We start from the raw sequence: 18,079 nt of genomic DNA, 5'->3' as shown, positions 1-18,079 counted from the left end.
GTGATCCGCCGCCAGCTCAAGTCGCGGCCAGACAATGCAAAGGGGTTGTACCGGGGGATGAGCACTGCGACCAGGTCCCGGCGGCGTAACGGCAGCCGTCGTACCCAGGAGAACCAGGGGCCGGGGCCGGAACCGGCACAGCCGTCCACGCGCCCGAGTCCGGCCTCGCCGTCGCTCGCCAGGCGCCCCGGCAGCATCGGCCCCATCCGCGTCCAGCACCTGGTCGGCTTCGAACTGGCCGCCGCGGTCCTGCTGATCGGCTGGCTGCTGCGCCCCATCGGTCTCACCGTCGGCATCGTGCTGGCCGTACCGCTGGTCCTGGCCGGACTGCTGCGCCGGCGCGGGCGTCCGCTGCCCGAGTGGTTCAGCACCGCCCGCGCGCTCGGCGACCGCCGCAAGCGCAACGCCGAACCCGTGCCCCCCGGCACCGACCCCGGGTTCGCCCCGGCCGTCGAGTGCGACCCGGCGCTGCGCACCTACAGCTTCCAGGACCGCGAGCAGCGTGAGATCGGCATGCTCGGCGACGGCACCTTCCTCACCGCGCTGGTGCAGGTGCAGGCCGCCGACACCCCGCTGCGTCCTTCCTACGGCACCGGGGACATCCCCCTCGATCTGCTGCAGGGCCTGCTGGAGGTGGACGACATCCGGCTCGCCTCGGTCCAGGTCGTCCAGCACACCCAGCCCGCACCCGCACCGCATCTGCCTCCGCAGGCCATGGCGGTCCGCTCCTACGGGCCGCTGCAGGCCCAGAGCATGACACCGGGGCTGCGCATCACCTGGGTCGCCCTCAAGTTCGACCCGGAGCTGTGCCCCGAGGCCGTGGAAGCCCGTGGTGGCGGTATGCAGGGGGCCCGGCGGGCGCTGCTGCGCGTCGCCGACCAACTCGCCAGCCGTCTCATGGGAGTCGGCATGCAGGCCAAGGTGCTGAGCGAGTCGGACATCTGCGGCGCCATCGCGACCTCCAGCTGTGTCAATCCGATGGCCACGACCGGCGGTGCCGCGCTGGACGGGAGCCGCTCGGGCCGCCGTACGGCCGAGAGCACCCGTACCTGGCGCTGCGACGACCGGCTGCACACCACGTACTGGATCTCCCGATGGCCGCAGTTCGGCGGCGGCGGTCCGGCGTTCCCCCGGCTGGTCGGCGCGCTGACCTCGGCGCCCACGCTGGCCAGCACCTTCTCGCTCACCATCAGCAGGCGCCGGGGCAAGGTCCTCGCCCTGTCCGGGCATGTGCGCCTGACCGGCCGCGGTGAGAACGAACTGGGCGAAGCCGCCGAGCACTTGGAGCGGGCCGCGTCCGCGTTCAAGGTCGGTCTCGTACGGCTCGACCGTGAGCAGCTGCCCGGAGTTCTGGCCACCCTGCCGCTGGGAGGTACCCGCTGATGTCCGCTCCCACCGTCCGTTCCTCCGGCCGCTCCGGCTTCGGATCGTCGACGCCGGGCTTCCCCGGACAGCGTCCCGGGCATCTGCCCCGCTCCCCCGAGCCCGCCCGGATCGGTCCCGAGCGGCGTCTGCGCGAGGCCTTCGGCCTGCTCGGTCCCCGGCGTGAGCGTCACCTCGTCGACGCCGACGTCCTGGCGCAGCTGACGCTGCCCGTCGGCGACGACGGTCTGATCCTCGGCATCGACCAGGACAACCAGCCCGCGGTGCTGGGGCTGTGCCGCCCCACGCGGTTGGACATGGTGCTGGTGGGCGGCACCTGGATGGCCCAGGTCATCGCCCTGCGGGCGGCGGCGATCGGCGCGCGCGTGGCCGTGGAGACGGCGCGTCCGCAGTTGTGGGCACCGATGGCGCAGGCGGCCGGCGGCGGCCAGCAGTGTGTGACGGTGCACCAGGTGGGGCGGATCGCTCCACAGGGCCCCTCCCCGGCCAGCCCGGTGCTCATCATCCGCGACCTGGGCATCCGCCCGCCGCGCAGCCGTCTCACCACGGCGCCCTGGCAGTCGGTGCTGACCCTGCTCCCCTACCTCGGCCCGACCGCCCCGCGACTGTTGGCCAACGCGGACGTCGTCGGGGTCCAGCGGATCTCTCCGCAGGAGTCCCAAGTGGTCGGCAAGTCCATGCGGTTGCCCCAGGGCGACGCCGCGTCGCTGCCGTCCCTCGCCGACAACGTCGCCCTGTGGTGCACACAGAAGCACCGGCAGTACGTGATGACCCAGCCCACCGACGCGGAGACCGGTCTCCTCGGGGCGCCCCGCCGGATGGACTGACGGGCGGGCTCGTGGCGCGGCCAAGGTGTCGGCCCCTCACCCGAGTTCGTGACCGAACCGTTGCGCCGTGTGAGAGGGCCCAGGCCAAGTAGGGTGCTCGTGCACGAGGTTCGCTCATGAGAAAGGGCCCGCCGACCATGACTGACGCGGACGACATCGCCGCAAAGACCCCGGACGAGGACGTCAAGGCGCGAAAGGCGCGGGAACGGGACGAGCTGTACGGCCTGGACATCTCCGGCGTCGAGTGGCACAGCGCGCCCGGCACCGAGGAGCACGAGGAGCGCGTCGAGATCGCCTACCTCCCCGAGGGCGCGGTGGCCATGCGGTCCTCCCTGGACCCGGACACCGTGCTGCGGTACACGGAGGCGGAGTGGCGGGCCTTCGTACTCGGCGCACGCGACGGCGAGTTCGACCTGGAGGCCGCACCGCACCAGGGCGGGCTCACCGCGGAGCAGGCGGAGTAGGCACCACGGCCCGGCCCCGGCCGGGACAGAGCCAACCGCCCCGGGTTTCAAGAGACGGACAACCGTCACAAGGCCGACATCGCGGCAGGCACCGGTCCGTTGGGCGCGAGAGCACAGCGGACGGGCCTGCCCCGCCGACGCCGGTGGCGTTTACGCTTGATGCGGGTGCGACGTAAGAACCCACGGGTGGGTTGTTCGCGTCCAGGGGACTTCAGACGGATCGGACACCAGGAACGGTCGCCCCCAGCCCGGCACATGAGTGCCCACACGGCACGAGGGTGCTCGACCCCACACCAGGAGGAATTGTGCAGAGCGATCGGGACGGGCTGCGCGCGGGCTGGACCACGCCCAGCGACGACCAGTCCGACGCGGAGTCCGCCACCGAGATGACGGGCGAGTTCACCATCGACTACGCCGCGCCTGCCTGGTACACGCAGAGTGCGGCGCCCGAGGCCGAGGCGGAACCTCCCGCGCCCGCCGCTGCCCCCACCGCGCCTGCACCGCACCCCGGTTACCCCGATACGTCCGGTTCCGCACCGTCGGCTCCCGCTCCCGGCCCGCAGTTCGCCCCGTCCGCGGGCCCGGCCGGCGCGACGCCTCCGCCGCCGCCGTGGGCGGGCAACCCCGGCGCGGCCCCCCAGCCCCCGCAGAGCGGCTACGGCTACCCTCAGCCGCCCGCGCCGCCGAACCCGCAGACCGGTTACGGCTACCCTCAGCCCCCCGCGCCGCCGAACCCGCAGACCGGTTACGGCTACCCTCAGCCCCCCGCGCCGCCGAACCCCCAGAGCGGCTACGGCTACCCGCAGGCCCCCACTCCTCCTACGGCCCCCACCGCGTCGCCGGCGGCTCCCGTACCCCCCGCTGCCCCGGTGGCTCCCGCACCCCCCGTCGCCCCTACAGCCCCCACACCTCCCGCGCCCCCCGTGGCTCCCGCACCCCCGACAGCCCCCACCGCAGAGGGCGGCGCGGCTTCCGCCGGAGGTGAAGCGGAAAGCCGTATCGACGCGCCCTCCACCTCCGCCACGACGACGAGCGCCCCGCAGCCCCCCTCAGCCCCGTCGCCGGAGGCACCCTCCGCGCCCACCGCCCCCGAACCGCCCGCCCCTGCCGAAGCCCCGCAAGGGTCCACCGAGGCGGACGCCGAGGCACCGGCGGCCCCGTCCCCGAGCGGGGCCGGAGCCACATCCGCCTCCGACGACGAGACCGGAACCGACGAGGGCACGGCCGCCCCCCAGGCGCCCACCGCCGAAGCCACCGCGCCCGAGGCACCGGAAGCCCACACGCCCCCGGCCTCCGCCCCGGCCGGTGACGCCGAACCGCAGGCAGCCGCGCCCGACGCCCCGACCACGCAGACCACCGCACCTGACCAGCCCCAGGCACCGCAGGCCGCCGTACCCGAGCAGCCCCAGCCGGCCCAGAGCCCCACCCCCGAGCAGCCCGACGCCCAGCAGGAAGGCTGGCGTCCCCCGCCGGCCCCCCAGGGCGCCGTCCCGCCGCTCCCGCCCCAGTACGCGTCGGCGGCCCCCGGTACGGCACCGACGTCGGCTCCGGAGTGGACGACGGGTGGACAGCCCGGTGCCCCGCTCCCGCCCGCACAGCCGACGGCCGCGCCCCAGGCACCGCAGCCGGCGCCCGGCGGCTGGTCGGCCGCGCCGCCGCAGCCCGAGGGCCAGGCGGCACAGGGCGGTTACGGCTACCCACAGCCCCCCGCCCCACAGAACCCGCAGTACCCACAGACACCGCAAAACCCGCCGAGCGGCTACGGCTTCCCCCAGCCCCCTGCCCCCCAGCCCGGCCAGGGCGGCTACGGCTACCCCCAGCAGCCCGCGCCCCCGAACCCGCAGAGCGGCTACGGCTTCCCGCAACCGCCCGCACCCCAGCCCGACCAGAGCGGCTACGGCTACCCCCAGCAGCAGGCCCCCGCACAGCCCGGCCAGCCGGGTCAGCCCGTGCCGCCGCCCCCGGCACAGCCGCAGGCCCAGCCGGGGCAGCCGCAGTTCCCGGGGCAGCAGCCGCCGCAGGCACCGCAGCCCGGCCCCTACGCGGGCGCTCCGGGCCAGCCCGGCGTGGACCCCCGTACCGGTGGAGCCTGGCCCGCGGCCGTCCAGCACGACCAGCGGCAGCAGGTCGCCGGCGCGGGCGCGCCGCTCGGCTACAACGCCGCGGTCGAGCTGACCTCGGACCGACTGGTCAACAGCAAGAAGCAGAAGGCCAAGAGCAGCCGTCCCACTCCTGGTGGCTCGAAGTTCAAGCTCGGCGGCAAGAAGGAGGAGCAGGAGAGGCAGCGCAAGCTCGACCTCATCCGCACCCCGGTGCTGTCCTGCTACCGGATCGCGGTGATCAGCCTCAAGGGCGGCGTGGGCAAGACGACCACGACCACCGCCCTCGGCTCCACCCTCGCCACCGAGCGGCAGGACAAGATCCTCGCCATCGACGCCAACCCGGACGCCGGCACCCTCGGCCGCCGGGTCCGGCGCGAGACCGGCGCCACCATCCGTGACCTGGTCCAGGCGATCCCGTACCTCAACTCGTACATGGACATCCGCCGGTTCACGTCCCAGGCGGCCTCGGGCCTCGAGATCATCGCCAACGACGTCGACCCTGCCGTGTCCACGACGTTCAACGACGAGGACTACCGGCGCGCGATCGACGTGCTGGGCCGCCAGTACCCGATCATCCTCACGGACTCGGGCACGGGTCTGCTCTACAGCGCCATGCGCGGGGTCCTCGACCTCGCCGACCAGCTGATCATCATCTCGACCCCGTCGGTGGACGGCGCGAGCAGCGCCAGTACGACGCTGGACTGGCTGTCGGCGCACGGGTACGCGTCCCTGGTCTCGCGGTCCATCACCGTGATCTCGGGTGTGCGCGAGACCGGCAAGATGATCAAGGTGGAGGACATCGTCACCCACTTCGAGCAGCGCTGCCGGGGCGTGATCGTCGTACCGTTCGACGAGCACCTGGCGGCCGGTGCCGAGGTCGACCTCGACATGATGCGGCCGAAGGTCCGGGAGGCGTACTTCGACCTCGCCGCGATGGTGGCCGAGGACTTCGTGCGGGCTCAGCAGGAGCAGGGCCTGTGGACGGGGCAGGGCGGCCACCAGCCGCCGACCATGGCTCCCCCGATGCCGGGTCACCAGCAGGCCCCGGCCGCGCAGCCGCAACAGCCCCAGCCGCCGTTCCAGGGCTTCCCCGGCGCACAGCCCGGCCAGCCCTGGCAGACCGGTCAGCCGGGTCAGCCGCAGCCCGGGTTCCCGCAGCCGCCGTACGACCCGAACGCGGGACAGCCACCGCAGCAGTAGACGAAAGCAGTGCGCGAAAGAGGGCCGGCACCACAAAGGTGCCGGCCCTCTTTTCTCGTCTCTGCGCGCCTCAGGCCTGCGCGCCCTCGATCAGCTCACGGCACCGCTGCACGTCGTCGGCCATCGCCTTCAGCAGCGCGTCCAGCGACTCGAACTTCTGCTGCCCGCGCACATAGGCGAGGAAGTCCACCGCCACGTGCAGCCCGTACAGGTCGAGCCCGACGCGGTCGATCGCGTACGCCTCCACCGTGCGCTCGGTGCCGTCGAACTGCGGGTTGGTGCCGACGGAGATCGCGGCCGGCATCGCCTCGCCCTGGGCGTGCAGCCAGCCGGCGTAGACGCCGTCGGCGGGGATGGCGGTGTGCGGGAGGGTCTCGACGTTGGCGGTCGGGAAGCCGAGCTCGCGCCCCCGCTGGGCCCCGCGGACGACCACGCCCTCCACCCGGTGCGGGCGGCCCAGGATCTCCCCGGCGCCCTCCACGTCACCTTCGGCGACCAGACGCCGGGTCAGGGTGGAGGAGAAGGGCTCGCCACCGCCCGCCGTGCCCGACACGTACAGGTCGACGATCTCGACCTCGAAGTCGTACGTCTTGCCCTGCTCGGCGAGGAAGTCGCAGTTGCCCGCGGCCTTGTGGCCGAAACGGAAGTTGGGGCCCTCGACGACGGCCTTGGCGTGCAGCTTGTCGACCAGGACCTTGACGACGAAGTCGGCGGGCGAGAGCTTCGAGAACTCCGTGGTGAAGGGGAGGATCAGGAGCGCGTCCACGCCCAGCTCGGCCATGAGCTCGGCGCGGCGGTGGTGCGGGGCCAGCAGCGGCGGGTGACTGCCGGGGCGGACGACCTCGCTGGGGTGCGGGTCGAAGGTGACGACGACCGAGGGGACGCCCAGCTCGTGCGCCCGGTCCACGGCATGCCGGATGATCAGCTGGTGCCCGCGGTGGACCCCGTCGTAGGAACCGATGGTGACGACGCTGCGCCCCCAGTCCTCGGGGATGTCCTCCAAGCCACGCCAGCGCTGCACTGTGACCGCTCCTCGTCGAACCCGTGTCCGTATTGACTCTTGCGACTTACGCAGGTCTAAGGGTGCCATGCCGCGTGCCCGTCGCTCGCATCGGCATGGGGGCTGTGACCCGACGCACGCGGAGTCAGGCGGGAACCCGTGCATCCGCCAGGTTCTCGATCATCCGACGGGTGCTGGGGCCGACCACCCCCGCCCACTCCTGCGGGGCGTCGGCGAGCCAGCCGGCCACCAGCGCGGCGAACCCGGGCACATGCCGGCCGAGGTCGACGAGAGCGCGGTCGAAACTCGTCGCGCCCAGCGGGGTGCGGACGAGGAGGAGGCCCGTGCGCCGGACGAGGTCGCGGACGCCGTCCCCGCCGCGCGCGGCGGCCGCGGGCAGCAGGGCGACCAGGACCGCGGGCTCCCGTTCGTGGTCCAGGAGGTGTCCGAGGAGCTCCTGGCGCAGCGGGCCGGAGGCGGGGGTGCCCGGGCCGACGAGCACGGCCGCCAGCGCGGCCCGCACCCGTTCCGAGGCGCCGTCGAGCAGTCCGGTGACCAGCGGGAGGAGCACGGCCCGGGCAGCGGGACCCTGGTCGAGGCGCCGGTCGACGTACGCGGCCGCGTCCCCGGCGGTCTCCGGGCGCCGCTGCACCGCCTCCCGCACCAGCACGGCCACCCGGCGGGCCAGGGCGGGCGTGGTGACGTCGGCGAGCGTGCGCAGCGCCTCCCCGCCACCCGGTCCGCGCAGCCGCTCCCGGAAGGCCTCCAGGACCGGATCGGGGTCGGTGGCGAGCGCGGGGACCAGTGCGCCGGGCGGGAACTGCGGGTCGCCGGCCGCGAAGTGCCCGAGCGCCTGTGGGAGATGACGGGCACGCGTGCGCGGGTCGCGGACCAGCAGGGCGAGGGCACCGCCGTGCAGGGTGCGGTCCTCAGGGCGGGCGAGCAGTGCGAGGGCGGCGTAAGCGCAGGAGTTCGCGGTCGGCCTCGGTGCGTACGTGCGGGGCGGCCCGCAGTCCGTAGGCCACCGCCGCCACCCGCCGTGCCGGCCGCTCGTCGTGCGCCCACCGGTCCACGGCCCGGCACACCGCCGACGGCTCGTCCTCGGCCAGCACGGCGAGCAGTTCGTCGGCCCGCCGGTGCGCGCAGCCGACGAGCACCTCGGTGAGGTCGTCCAGGGCCCGGGTCCGGTGCGTGTGCAGCAGCGCCTGCGCGGCTTTCGCCACGGTCGCGTGCGGGGTCGCGGGCAGTGGCCGCTCGTCGTCGAACCAGCGGGTGAGATGCGGCTGTACGGCGGTGGGGTGCGTGGCCAGCAACTCTGCCACGGCGTCCAGGAACCGGGGGCCGGGCTCGTGCGGGGGCCCGTCGGCGAGGACGAGGCGGCGCAGCAGGTCGAAGCGGGCGCCGGACGGGAGCGGGAGGGCGTTCCAGAAGGAAGGCCCGAACGCGGGCGGGACCGGTTCCTCTCGGCGGCGCCGGTCCACGAGGCGGTCGGTGAGCCGCCGCAGCACATCGGTGTACGGCGTCGCGTCGGGCAGGCGCAGCAGGGTCTCGGTGAGGAGGTGGGCCGCCCACCACGAGTGCGGGTCGGCGTCGAGCGCGTGGAGCAACTCCTCCAGTCGGTACGCCAGTTGCGGTGCGCCGTGCTGGCGGGCGACGAGGAGCAGGGCCTGGACGACGGGGCCGATGCGGTGGTGCGGGACGGGGAGGGGGTGTTCCCCTCCGGTGCGGCGGCGATGGACCAGGGCGAGCAGGGCCCCGTCCAGGTCGAGGTGGGTGCCCTGGATCCAGTCGGCGAGTTCCTCGTGGGCGAAGCGGTAGCCGCTGCCGGCGGGGACGAGAAGGCCCTCGGTGAGGACGGCGGAGGCCCAGCCGGTGCCGCCGAGCCGCTTCGGCGCCCGGCCCCAGGGGAACACCGCCTCGAACGACTCCCGGTCCAGCTCCCCCTGCCCGGGACCGAGGCTGCGGCGGGCGGCCTCGTGGACCTGGCCGGAGACCTTCGCGGCGAGCCGGCGGACGGCGGTGCCGCGCAGACCGCTCGCTGTGGCGAGCCGTACCGCGATGCGCAGGCACATCAGGTCGAGGTACGCCGAGAAGACCTCGTCGCGGTCCACGGGGGTGTGAGGGGCGTCCGGGAGAGCCGCGCGGACCTCGGAGAGGAGCCTGAGGGTCAGGGGGTGCCGGTCGTCGGGGGCGGTGAGGATGCCTTCGGGGAGGGAGTGGTTGGCCCGGGCGCGGTGGGCCTCCTCGTCGGTGAGGTCGGCGAGGCGCACGCAGGGCGGAAGGTGCCTCTCCGGCTTGCCGTACAGCAGTTCCTCCGGGAGGTCCGCGCCCTCCCAGTACTCCTCCCGGCACGCCACCACCAGCCGCGCCCCCGTCTCCGCCAGCCACTGCGCCGTGCCCTCCGTCCACTCGGCGAGGCGGTGGGCCAGGACCGGGGGCATCTCCTCGGGGCCGTCGAGGAGAAGGAACAGGGGGCGGCCCGCGGTGCCGGCCAGCCGGGCCAGCCGCTCGGGGGAGGTGTCGCCCAGGTCGGCGGCGACGGTGTCCGTGGAGGTCGCCACGATCCGGGCGGCCCTGGTGAGAGCCCGGCTCGCCGCATCGGCCACCGAGGCGTCGGTGTCCTCGAGGTCGGCGCCGCGCAGCCAGAGGGTGGGGGCCGGGGCGGGACCCCGGTGGCGGTGGGCGGCGAGGGCCGCGAGTTGTGTCGTACGGCCGCTGCCGGGCGGTCCGACGAGGCCGAGGACGCCGGCCGGGCCCTCGGTGAAGGCGGCGAACTCCCTGGTGACCGCGGCCCGTTCGACCGGCTCGGTCGGGTCTGCCCGGCCCACGTGACCGGCGAGCCCGCCCGGCGGGCCGTCCTGGGCCACCGAGGTGGCCGTCAGTTCCAGCACGCCGGCGAGGTTGAGGTCGGCGCCGTACGCCGGGACCGTCGCCGCGTTCTCCGCGAGCAGGTCGGCGAGGGGGCCGGTCCGGACGGGGCGGAGCGGGACCGCGTATCCGCTGTCGCGGTGGCCGCACTGCAGGGCGGTGCCGAGGACGGCGACCACCGCGCCGGTCCCGGCGTCGAGCACGGGGCCTCCGGCGGCCCCGCCGCCCAGCCGCAGGGCGTCCCGTCCCGCGGTGCCGATCGCCAACTCCAGGACGTCTTCGAGGAGATGGAAGCGGTCGGTGGCGGTGTAGGTCACGGAGGCCGCGCCGAGCACACGGGCCTCGCGCCAGCAGCCGGCGGAGAGCCGGACGTAGGTGCCGGTCTCGACGGTGTCGCGCACGGACACCGGCAACGGGTCCACGCCGAGTCCTTCGGTACGGACGAGCGCCAGGTCCAGCTCGGGCAGCGCGGTCACGGCATCGGCGGACACCACGCAACCGCGGTCACCGCCGGCGTGCAGCACGAGCCGGGCCGGCCCGTCGACGGCCTCATGGCTGGTGACGACGGTGCCACGCCGATCGGCCACGAACCCGATCCCCCGGGGCCGGCCGACCAGATCAAGAATCCGCACGAGCCCCTCGTCACGCTCCCGGCCCCGTTGCCGAACCTCGCGATCGACGAGCTCGGCGATCCCACCAAGCTCACGCTGTGGCATCTCCGCGCCGCCGCCGGAGGCGAGAGGCTCCGTTCCGTCGGCGGGGTCACCTTCTGCCGCCATGGCCGTACCTCCCCGCCGTACGCACGTTCCTGTTTTCGACGGTAGGTGCGCGGTGATCGGCGGCACAGATCGTGTGGTGAACGCGCCCCCTTCCACTCCCCCGGTTCACTCCGAGCGCCTGCCCACGCGGGTGAATGGATGGGGACGGGCGGATACACCCTAGGGGTGGGGGAACCGAGGGGGGACCGTGGAGCGGCGGCACAACCCCGTGATCGCCGCTCCACGGGCAAACAGCCTCGGTGCCTAGCCGAAGACGGCCAGGCTCTTCGCCTTGCCCTTGTGTTCCTCGACCAGTGCCAGGAAGTGGCCCTCGGGGTCGAAGACGGCCACCGTACCGGCGCCCGTGTACTCGTCGGGCATGTCGAGCCGTACGCCGTTGGTGAGCAGCTTGGCCCGGCGGTCGTCGACGTCCCAGCGGGGGAACGCGGCTGTCGCGGCCTCGGCGATCGGCATCACCGTCAGCTCCTGCTGGAGCTGGTCGAGGGTCTTGGCCGAGTCCAGCTTGTACGGGCCCACGCGCGTGCGGCGCAGAGCCGTCAGGTGGCCGCCGACGCCCAGGCCGGCGCCCAAGTCGCGGGCGAGGGCCCGGATGTAGGTGCCGGACGAGCAGACCACCGACACCACCAGATCCACAACGGCCGTGCCGTCCTCGGCAACCGCGTCCCGGACGTCGTGGACCGCGAAGGACGAGATGGTGACGGGGCGAGCCGGGATCTCGAAGTCCTCGCCCTCACGCGCCCGCTTGTACGAGCGCACGCCGTCGATCTTGATGGCGCTGACCTTGGACGGCACCTGCATGATGTCGCCGCTCAGCTTGGCGATCCCGGCGTCGACGGCCTCTCGGGTGACCTTCGAGGCGTCTGCCGACCCCGTGATCTCGCCCTCCGCGTCGTCGGTCAGCGTCGTCTGGCCGAGCCGGATCGTGCCCAGGTATTCCTTCTCGGTCAGCGCGAGGTGCCCGAGGAGCTTGGTGGCCTTCTCGACACCGAGGACCAGCACCCCCGTCGCCATGGGGTCGAGGGTGCCGGCGTGTCCGACGCGGCGGGTCCTGGCGATCCCGCGCATCTTGGCGACCACGTCGTGCGAAGTGAAGCCCGACGGCTTGTCGACGATGACAAGGCCGTCGGGCGGCGGAGTCTTCTGGGTCATTCGGCGGCGTCGTCCGTCTCGTCCTCGTCGCCCGGCTTCCGGTACGGGTCGGCTTCGCCGGCGTACTTGGCGCCGGCCGAGACTTCGCGCACCTTCTCGTCGGACTGGCGCGCCTTGTCGAGGAGGTCGTCGATGGTCTTGGCGGTGTCGGGCAGCGCATCGGCCACGAAGGTCAGCGTCGGGGTGAACTTCACGCCCGCCGCCGCCCCGACGGCGGACCGGAGCACGCCCTTGGCGCTCTCCAGCCCGGCGGCCGCGGCCGCCCGCTCCTCGTCGCCGCCGTACACCGTGTAGAAGACGGTCGCCTCCCGCAGGTCACCCGTGACCCGGGTGTCCGTGATGGTGACGTGTGAGCCGAGCCGCGGGTCCTTGATCCCGCGCAGCAGCTTCTGGGCCACCACCTCTCGGATGAGGTCCGCCAGCCTCTTGGCGCGCGCGTTGTCGGCCACTGGTCCGTCTCCTTAGTAACTGTCTTGCTGCTTGCTTCAGTCTTCGTCGCTGTGGAGCCTGCGTCGAACCGAGAGCAGGTCCACCTCGGGCCGCCCGGCAACCAGCCGCTCGCAGCGGTCCAGCACGTCGGTGAGGTGTCCCGTGTCCCCGGAGACCACCGCGAGCCCGATCTCGGCCCTGCGGTGGAGGTTCTGGTTGCCCGTCTCCGCCGCGCTCACCGCGTACTTGCGCTGGAGCTCGGCCACGATCGGACGGACGAGAGAGCGTTTCTCCTTCAGCGAGTGGACGTCACCGAGGAGCAGGTCGAAGGACAGAGTCCCCACATACATGTGTGTCCGGATGTCCCGCCGGTTCGGGGTACGGGCGCCGCGCTTGGACGCCGGTACGGGGAACCGTACACGCAACGGCCGGGGCCGATCGACGGATATTACGTCCGCCGACCGGCCCCGATCGCGTGTTACGACGGTCAGCCGCGCGGCTTCTCGCGCATCTCGTACGTCGCGATGACGTCGTCGATCTTGATGTCGTTGAAGTTTCCGAGGTTGATACCGCCCTCGAAGCCTTCGCGGATCTCGGTGACGTCGTCCTTGAAGCGGCGCAGACCGGAGATGGTGAGGTTCTCCGCGACGACCTTGCCGTCACGCAGCAACCGCGCCTTGGTGTTGCGCTTGACCTCGCCGGAGCGGACCAGCACACCGGCGATGTTGCCCAGCTTGGACGAGCGGAAGACCTCGCGGATCTCCGCCGTACCGAGCTCGACCTCTTCGTACTCCGGCTTGAGCATGCCCTTGAGGGCTGCCTCGATCTCCTCGATCGCCTGGTAGATGACCGAGTAGTACCGGACGTCCACACCCTCGCGCTCGGCCATCTGCGCCGCACGGCCTGCCGCGCGGACGTTGAAGCCGATCACGATGGCGTCGGAGCCCATCGCCAGGTCGATGTCCGACTCCGTGACCGCACCGACACCGCGGTGCAGGACGCGGATGTCGACCTCTTCGCCGACGTCCAGCTGGAGCAGGGAGGACTCGAGAGCCTCGACGGAACCAGAAGCGTCACCCTTGATGATGAGGTTGAGCTGCTGGACCTCGCCGGCCTTGAGCACCTTGTCCAGGTCCTCGAGGGAGACGCGACGCGTGCGCTTGGCGAACGCAGCGTTCCGCTCGCGGGCGGCACGCTTCTCGGCGATCTGACGGGCCGTACGGTCCTCGTCGACCACCAGGAAGTTGTCACCCGCACCCGGGACGTTGGTCAGGCCCAGGACCTGGACCGGCGTCGACGGGCCGGCCTCGGCGACGTTGTTGCCGTTGTCGTCGAGCATGGCGCGCACGCGGCCGTAGGCGTCGCCCACCACCATCGTGTCGCCGACCCGCAGGGTGCCTCGCTGGACGAGGACCGTCGCCACGGCACCGCGGCCGCGGTCGAGACGGGACTCGATCGAGATGCCCTGCGCGTCCTGGTTCGGGTTGGCCCGCAGGTCGAGCGAGGCGTCGGCCGTCAGGACCACGGCCTCCAGCAGGGAGTCGATGTTCAGACCCTGCTTGGCGGAGATGTCGACGAACATGGTGTCGCCGCCGTACTCCTCGGCCACCAGGCCGTACTCGGTCAGCTGACCGCGCACCTTGGTCGGGTCGGCACCCTCGACGTCGATCTTGTTGACCGCGACGACGATCGGGACGTCGGCCGCCTTGGCGTGGTTGAGCGCCTCGACCGTCTGCGGCATGACGCCGTCGTTGGCCGCGACGACCAGGATCGCGATGTCCGTCGACCGGGCACCACGGGCACGCATGGCGGTGAACGCCTCGTGACCCGGGGTGTCGATGAAGGTGATCGCGCGGTCTTCTTCGTTGACCTCGGTCGAGACCTGGTAGGCACCGATGTGCTGGGTGATGCCGCCGGCCTCGCCCGCGATGACGTTCGTCTTGCGGATGGCGTCGAGGAGTCGGGTCTTACCGTGGTCGACGTGACCCATGACGGTCACGACCGGCGGACGGACGACCAGGTCCTCGTCGTCGCCCTCGTCCTCGCCGAACTCGATGTCGAAGGACTCGAGCAGCTCGCGGTCCTCCTCCTCGGGGCTGACGATCTGAACCGTGTAGTTCATCTCGCCCGCGAGGAGCTGCAGCGTCTCGTCGGAGACGGACTGCGTGGCCGTGACCATCTCGCCGAGGTTCATCATGACCGCGACGAGCGACGCCGGGTTGGCGTTGATCTTCTCCGCGAAGTCGGTGAGCGAGGCACCGCGCGACAGGCGAATGGCTTCGCCGTTGCCGCGAGGCAGCATCACGCCGCCGACCGACGGGGCCTGCATGGCCTCGTACTCCTGGCGCCTCTGCCGCTTCGACTTGCGACCGCGACGCGCGGGACCGCCGGGACGACCGAAGGCGCCCTGCGTGCCACCACGGCCACCGGGACCACCGGGACGACCACCGAAGCCGGGACGACCGCCGCCGCCACCGCCGGGACCACCCGGACGGCCGGCGAAACCGCCGCCACCGCCACCGGGACCCGCGGGACGACCGGCGAAGCCGCCGCCACCGCCACCGGGACGACCGGCGAAACCGCCGCCGCCACCGGGACGACCGCCGCCACCGCCGCCGGGGCGACCGCCGCCGCCACCGGGACCACGGCCACCGGGGCCACCGCCGCCGGGACGCGGGCCGGCAGCCGGACGCTGCGGCATCATGCCGGGGTTGGGACGCGGGCCGCCGGGGCCGCCGCCGCCGGGACGGGGACCGCCCTGCGGACGGGGCATGCCGCCCGGGCTCGGACGCGAGCCGCCCGGAGCCTGCGGACGGGGACCGCCCGCCGCGCCCTGGGGACGGGGACCGCCCTGGCCCTGACCCTGCGGACGCGGGGCGCCGCCGGAACGCTCACCGGGACCGCCAGGGCCGCCGGGGCGCGGGGCACCGCCCGGACGGGGCGCCTGCGGGCGCGCCATGCCGGTGGAGCCACCAGAGGTGAAGGGGTTGTTGCCCGGACGGGGACCCGCCGGACGGGCGCCGGGACGGGCACCCTGGCCGCCCGGACGCGGAGCGCCGGGACGGTCGCCGCGCTCACCACGGCCCTGGCCGCCCTGGCCGGGACCGCCGGCCGGACGCGGGGCGCCGGGACGCGGGGCCTGGGAGGCCGGACGCGGAGCACCCGGACGCGGGCCGGAACCCTGGCCCTGGCCCTGAGAGGCCGGTGCGGCGGGAGCCGCCGGGGGTGCCGTGAACTCGGGTGTGGTCGGAGCCGGGGACGCCGGGGCGGGCCGCGGCGCAGGCGCGGGCCTCGGGCCCGGAGTGGGACGGGAGCCGGGAGCGGCCGGGGCGGCGGGAGCCGCGGGCCTCTCGGCGGCGGCCGGCTTGGGAGCCGGCGGGCGCGGGGCAGCCGGACGGGCGGCCTGCGCGGGAGAGGGGGCTGCCGGCCTGGCCGGGGCAGCCTTGCGTGCGGGGGCGGGCTTGCCGCCTCCGTTGCCCTGCTGGAGGGCGTCCGTCAACTTACGGACAACGGGCGCTTCGATGGTCGAAGACGCCGAACGGACGAATTCACCGAGTTCTTGGAGCTTGGCCATGACGACCTTGCTCTCCACCCCGAACTCCTTGGCGAGTTCGTATACCCGGACCTTAGCCACTTCGCTCCTTTTAGGTCCGGGTGCGTCCGGACCGTCGCTACTTCATGGGCGTACTCATCGCGTGCTCATCGAGTGCTCATCGCAATCTCGACCTACTTCCAACTCGCGGGGTACCAGGGCCGCACGGGGGTTCCGCGCGACGCTTCTTACGGTGTTGCCTGCTCAGCAACTGTCTGTCTGCTCGACGTACTGGCGCAACGCCTTTATGTCGAGCGCTCCCGGGGCGCGCAACGCCCTCGTGAACGCCCGGCGGCGTACCGCCTGGTCGAGACAGACCAGGGCGGGGTGTACGTACGCACCCCGGCCGGGCAGCGTACCGCGAGGATCAGGGACGCATGCGTCCTCGATCGCCACGATCCGCAGCAGATCGGTCTTGGCCGCTCGCTGCCTGCAACCCACACAGGTGCGTTCAGGGCATGCGCGGGCGGGCGTCCGGCCAGACACTCTTAAGTCTACCTCCCCGTACCGACCTCACCCCTTGGGGGCAGCGATCGAACGGTTGTTGTCGTGATCTAAGCCACCTACGGCTTGGATCTATTCCCCGGCGCCATCCGCCGACGCCACGCGCCGGCGCTACTCGCCGGCCTGCTCGGTGTCCGGCCGGATGTCGATCCGCCAGCCGGTGAGCCGGGCCGCGAGCCGGGCGTTCTGCCCCTCCTTGCCGATGGCCAGGGAGAGCTGGTAGTCGGGGACCGTCACCCGCGCGGAGCGGGCGGCCATGTCCACGACCTCGACCTTGGACACCCGGGCCGGCGACAGCGCGTTGGCGACCATCTCGGCCGGGTCGTCCGACCAGTCGACGATGTCGATCTTCTCACCGTTCAGCTCGCCCATGACATTGCGCACACGGCCGCCCATGGGGCCGATGCAGGCACCCTTGGCGTTCAGGCCCGAACGGGTGGACCGTACGGCGATCTTGGTGCGGTGACCGGCCTCGCGGGCGATGGCGGCGATCTCGACGGACCCGTCGGCGATCTCCGGCACCTCCAGGGCGAAGAGCTTCTTCACCAGATTGGGGTGCGTGCGCGAGAGGGTGACGGACGGACCGCGCACACCCCTCGCCACTCGTACGACGTACGACCGCAGCCGCATCCCGTGCGGATACGTCTCACCGGGGACCTGCTCCTGCACCGGCAGGATGGCCTCCAGCTTGCCGATGTCGACGAGCACGTTCTTCGGGTCGCGGCCCTGCTGGACCACGCCCATGACGATGTCGCCCTCGCGCCCCGCGTACTCACCGAGCGTCGCGTCGTCCTCGGCGTCGCGCAGCCGCTGCAGGATGACCTGCTTGGCGGTGGTGGCGGCGATACGGCCGAAGCCGGACGGGGTGTCGTCGAACTCGCGGGCCTCCTGACCCTCCTCCAGGTCCTCGGGGTCCTCCTTCGCCCACACGGTCACATGGCCGCTCTCGCGGTTGAGCTCCACGCGCGCGTGACGGCGGCTTCCCTCGGTGCGGTGGTAGGCGATGAGGAGGGCCGACTCGATCGCCTCGACCAACAGGTCGAAGGAGATCTCCTTCTCCCGTACCAAGCCCCGCAGGGCACTCATGTCGATGTCCACGGCTACGCCTCCTCTTCCTGCTCGTTTTCGTTCTTGCTGTCCTTGCGGCTGAACTCGACCTGCACGCGTGCCTTGTCGACGTCGGAGAAGGCGAGTCTGCGGGCGGTGGCCTTGCGGCCCTTCACGCCGGGCACTTCGAGATCGAGGCCTTCGTCGTCGACCTTCAGGATCCTGGCGACCAGTTCGCCGCCGCCCTCGGTCAGCTGGAACTTCACCAGCCGGTCCACGGAGCGCACGTAGTGACGGTGCTCCTTGAGGAGGCGCTCAGCGCCGGGGGTACCGACCTCGAGGGTGTACTCCCCCGCACCCATCGCGTCGCTCTCGTCGAGCTTCGCCGAGAGCGCGCGGCTCACCTCGGCGATCTGGTCCAGGTCGGCACCGGTGTCCGAGTCGACGACGACGCGCAGCACTCGCTTTCGTCCTACGGAGTCCACTGCGATCTCTTCGAGATCCAGGCCCTGGGAGGTGACGAGCGGTTCCAGGAGCTCTCGCAGCCTCTCGCTCTGGGTCGTGCTCATCCGGGTGACTCCTCGGCCGCGTGTGCTGTTGTGGGTAGGTCGCGTGTCTGGTGAAAGGGTATCCGGTCGCAGGGGGTGTTGCCGTCCAGGTGACCTCGGATGCGCGGGTACCGTGATCGCCAGCGGGGTGACCTCCCGCCCGTGTGTTCGTACGAGCTTCCCGAGG

12 protein-coding genes and 1 pseudogene are annotated in these 18,079 nt (G+C 72.8%); 4 read left to right on the top strand and 9 right to left on the bottom strand.

Annotated features, from left to right (window positions below):
• Positions 1 to 57 precede the first annotated feature (57 nt).
• The 4 genes from eccE to AQJ46_RS30430 all read left to right on the top strand — a co-directional run bounded on the left by eccE (position 58) and on the right by AQJ46_RS30430 (position 5,976).
• Entirely contained in the window at positions 58 to 1,383 is a 1,326-nt protein-coding gene (eccE, locus tag AQJ46_RS30445; protein ID WP_059208596.1) for a type VII secretion protein EccE, read from the top strand.
• Positions 1,383 to 2,210, top strand: coding sequence for a hypothetical protein (locus tag AQJ46_RS30440; protein WP_057616716.1), 828 nt, complete (start codon positions 1,383 to 1,385; stop codon positions 2,208 to 2,210). Before eccE ends, AQJ46_RS30440 begins: the two co-directional genes overlap by 1 nt.
• 137 nt (positions 2,211 to 2,347) lie before the next feature.
• Positions 2,348 to 2,674, top strand: coding sequence for a DUF397 domain-containing protein (locus AQJ46_RS30435; RefSeq protein ID WP_057616714.1), 327 nt, complete (start codon positions 2,348 to 2,350; stop codon positions 2,672 to 2,674).
• A gap of 305 nt (positions 2,675 to 2,979) precedes the next feature.
• Positions 2,980 to 5,976, top strand: coding sequence for an SCO5717 family growth-regulating ATPase (locus AQJ46_RS30430; protein ID WP_059208595.1), 2,997 nt, complete (start codon positions 2,980 to 2,982; stop codon positions 5,974 to 5,976).
• 70 nt (positions 5,977 to 6,046) lie between these two features.
• Here the strand turns inward: AQJ46_RS30430 and AQJ46_RS30425 are convergent, their stop codons facing one another.
• The 9 genes and pseudogenes from AQJ46_RS30425 to rimP form a co-directional block, all read right to left on the bottom strand.
• The gene (locus tag AQJ46_RS30425; RefSeq protein ID WP_059208594.1) at positions 6,047 to 6,997 is read right to left on the bottom strand and encodes a bifunctional riboflavin kinase/FAD synthetase; all 951 of its coding nucleotides are present in this window, start codon (positions 6,995 to 6,997) and stop codon (positions 6,047 to 6,049) included.
• 124 nt (positions 6,998 to 7,121) lie between these two features.
• A pseudogene (locus AQJ46_RS30420) lies at positions 7,122 to 10,560 on the bottom strand (trypsin-like peptidase domain-containing protein).
• A 306-nt stretch (positions 10,561 to 10,866) separates the two neighbouring features.
• Complete coding sequence (gene truB / locus AQJ46_RS30415; RefSeq protein ID WP_059208593.1) at positions 10,867 to 11,772, bottom strand: tRNA pseudouridine(55) synthase TruB; 906 nt, start codon at positions 11,770 to 11,772, stop codon at positions 10,867 to 10,869.
• A complete protein-coding gene (gene rbfA / locus AQJ46_RS30410; RefSeq protein ID WP_057616708.1) occupies positions 11,769 to 12,221 on the bottom strand; it encodes a 30S ribosome-binding factor RbfA in 453 nt (150 codons plus the stop codon). The genes truB and rbfA overlap by 4 nt, the downstream gene beginning before the upstream one ends.
• A 36-nt stretch (positions 12,222 to 12,257) precedes the next feature.
• Positions 12,258 to 12,551, bottom strand: coding sequence for a DUF503 domain-containing protein (locus AQJ46_RS30405; protein ID WP_059208592.1), 294 nt, complete (start codon positions 12,549 to 12,551; stop codon positions 12,258 to 12,260).
• A 137-nt stretch (positions 12,552 to 12,688) separates the two neighbouring features.
• Positions 12,689 to 15,835 carry a translation initiation factor IF-2 gene (gene infB / locus AQJ46_RS52615; protein ID WP_079072483.1) on the bottom strand — a complete coding sequence of 1,049 codons (3,147 nt, stop codon included), beginning with the start codon at positions 15,833 to 15,835 and terminating at the stop codon, positions 12,689 to 12,691.
• Between the two features lie 162 nt (positions 15,836 to 15,997).
• A complete protein-coding gene (locus AQJ46_RS52610) occupies positions 15,998 to 16,279 on the bottom strand; it encodes a YlxR family protein (protein ID WP_079072482.1) in 282 nt (93 codons plus the stop codon).
• A gap of 129 nt (positions 16,280 to 16,408) precedes the next feature.
• The gene (gene nusA / locus AQJ46_RS30390; protein ID WP_057616701.1) at positions 16,409 to 17,395 is read right to left on the bottom strand and encodes a transcription termination factor NusA; all 987 of its coding nucleotides are present in this window, start codon (positions 17,393 to 17,395) and stop codon (positions 16,409 to 16,411) included.
• Positions 17,396 to 17,397: 2 nt separating this feature from the next.
• Positions 17,398 to 17,913: a ribosome maturation factor RimP gene (gene rimP / locus AQJ46_RS30385; RefSeq protein WP_059208590.1), complete on the bottom strand. Its 516-nt coding sequence runs from the start codon at positions 17,911 to 17,913 to the stop codon at positions 17,398 to 17,400.
• Positions 17,914 to 18,079 lie beyond the last annotated feature (166 nt).

Origin of the sequence: Streptomyces canus (assembly GCF_001514145.1) — a bacterium.
Classification (GTDB): Bacteria; Actinomycetota; Actinomycetes; order Streptomycetales; family Streptomycetaceae; genus Streptomyces; species Streptomyces canus.
Note: the sequence above shows the minus strand (reverse complement) of the source record. Positions and strands in the feature narration are given on the sequence as shown.

What these genes read in the sequence shown, in the direction of transcription:
- truB (WP_059208593.1), bottom strand. Translation starts at nt 11,772, where the DNA reads ATGACCCAGAAGACTCCGCCGCCCGACGGCCTTGTCATCGTCGACAAG.
- eccE (WP_059208596.1), top strand. Translation starts at nt 58, where the DNA reads ATGAGCACTGCGACCAGGTCCCGGCGGCGTAACGGCAGCCGTCGTACC.
- AQJ46_RS30405 (WP_059208592.1), bottom strand. Translation starts at nt 12,551, where the DNA reads ATGTATGTGGGGACTCTGTCCTTCGACCTGCTCCTCGGTGACGTCCAC.
- AQJ46_RS30435 (WP_057616714.1), top strand. Translation starts at nt 2,348, where the DNA reads ATGACTGACGCGGACGACATCGCCGCAAAGACCCCGGACGAGGACGTC.
- rimP (WP_059208590.1), bottom strand. Translation starts at nt 17,913, where the DNA reads ATGAGCACGACCCAGAGCGAGAGGCTGCGAGAGCTCCTGGAACCGCTC.
- AQJ46_RS30440 (WP_057616716.1), top strand. Translation starts at nt 1,383, where the DNA reads ATGTCCGCTCCCACCGTCCGTTCCTCCGGCCGCTCCGGCTTCGGATCG.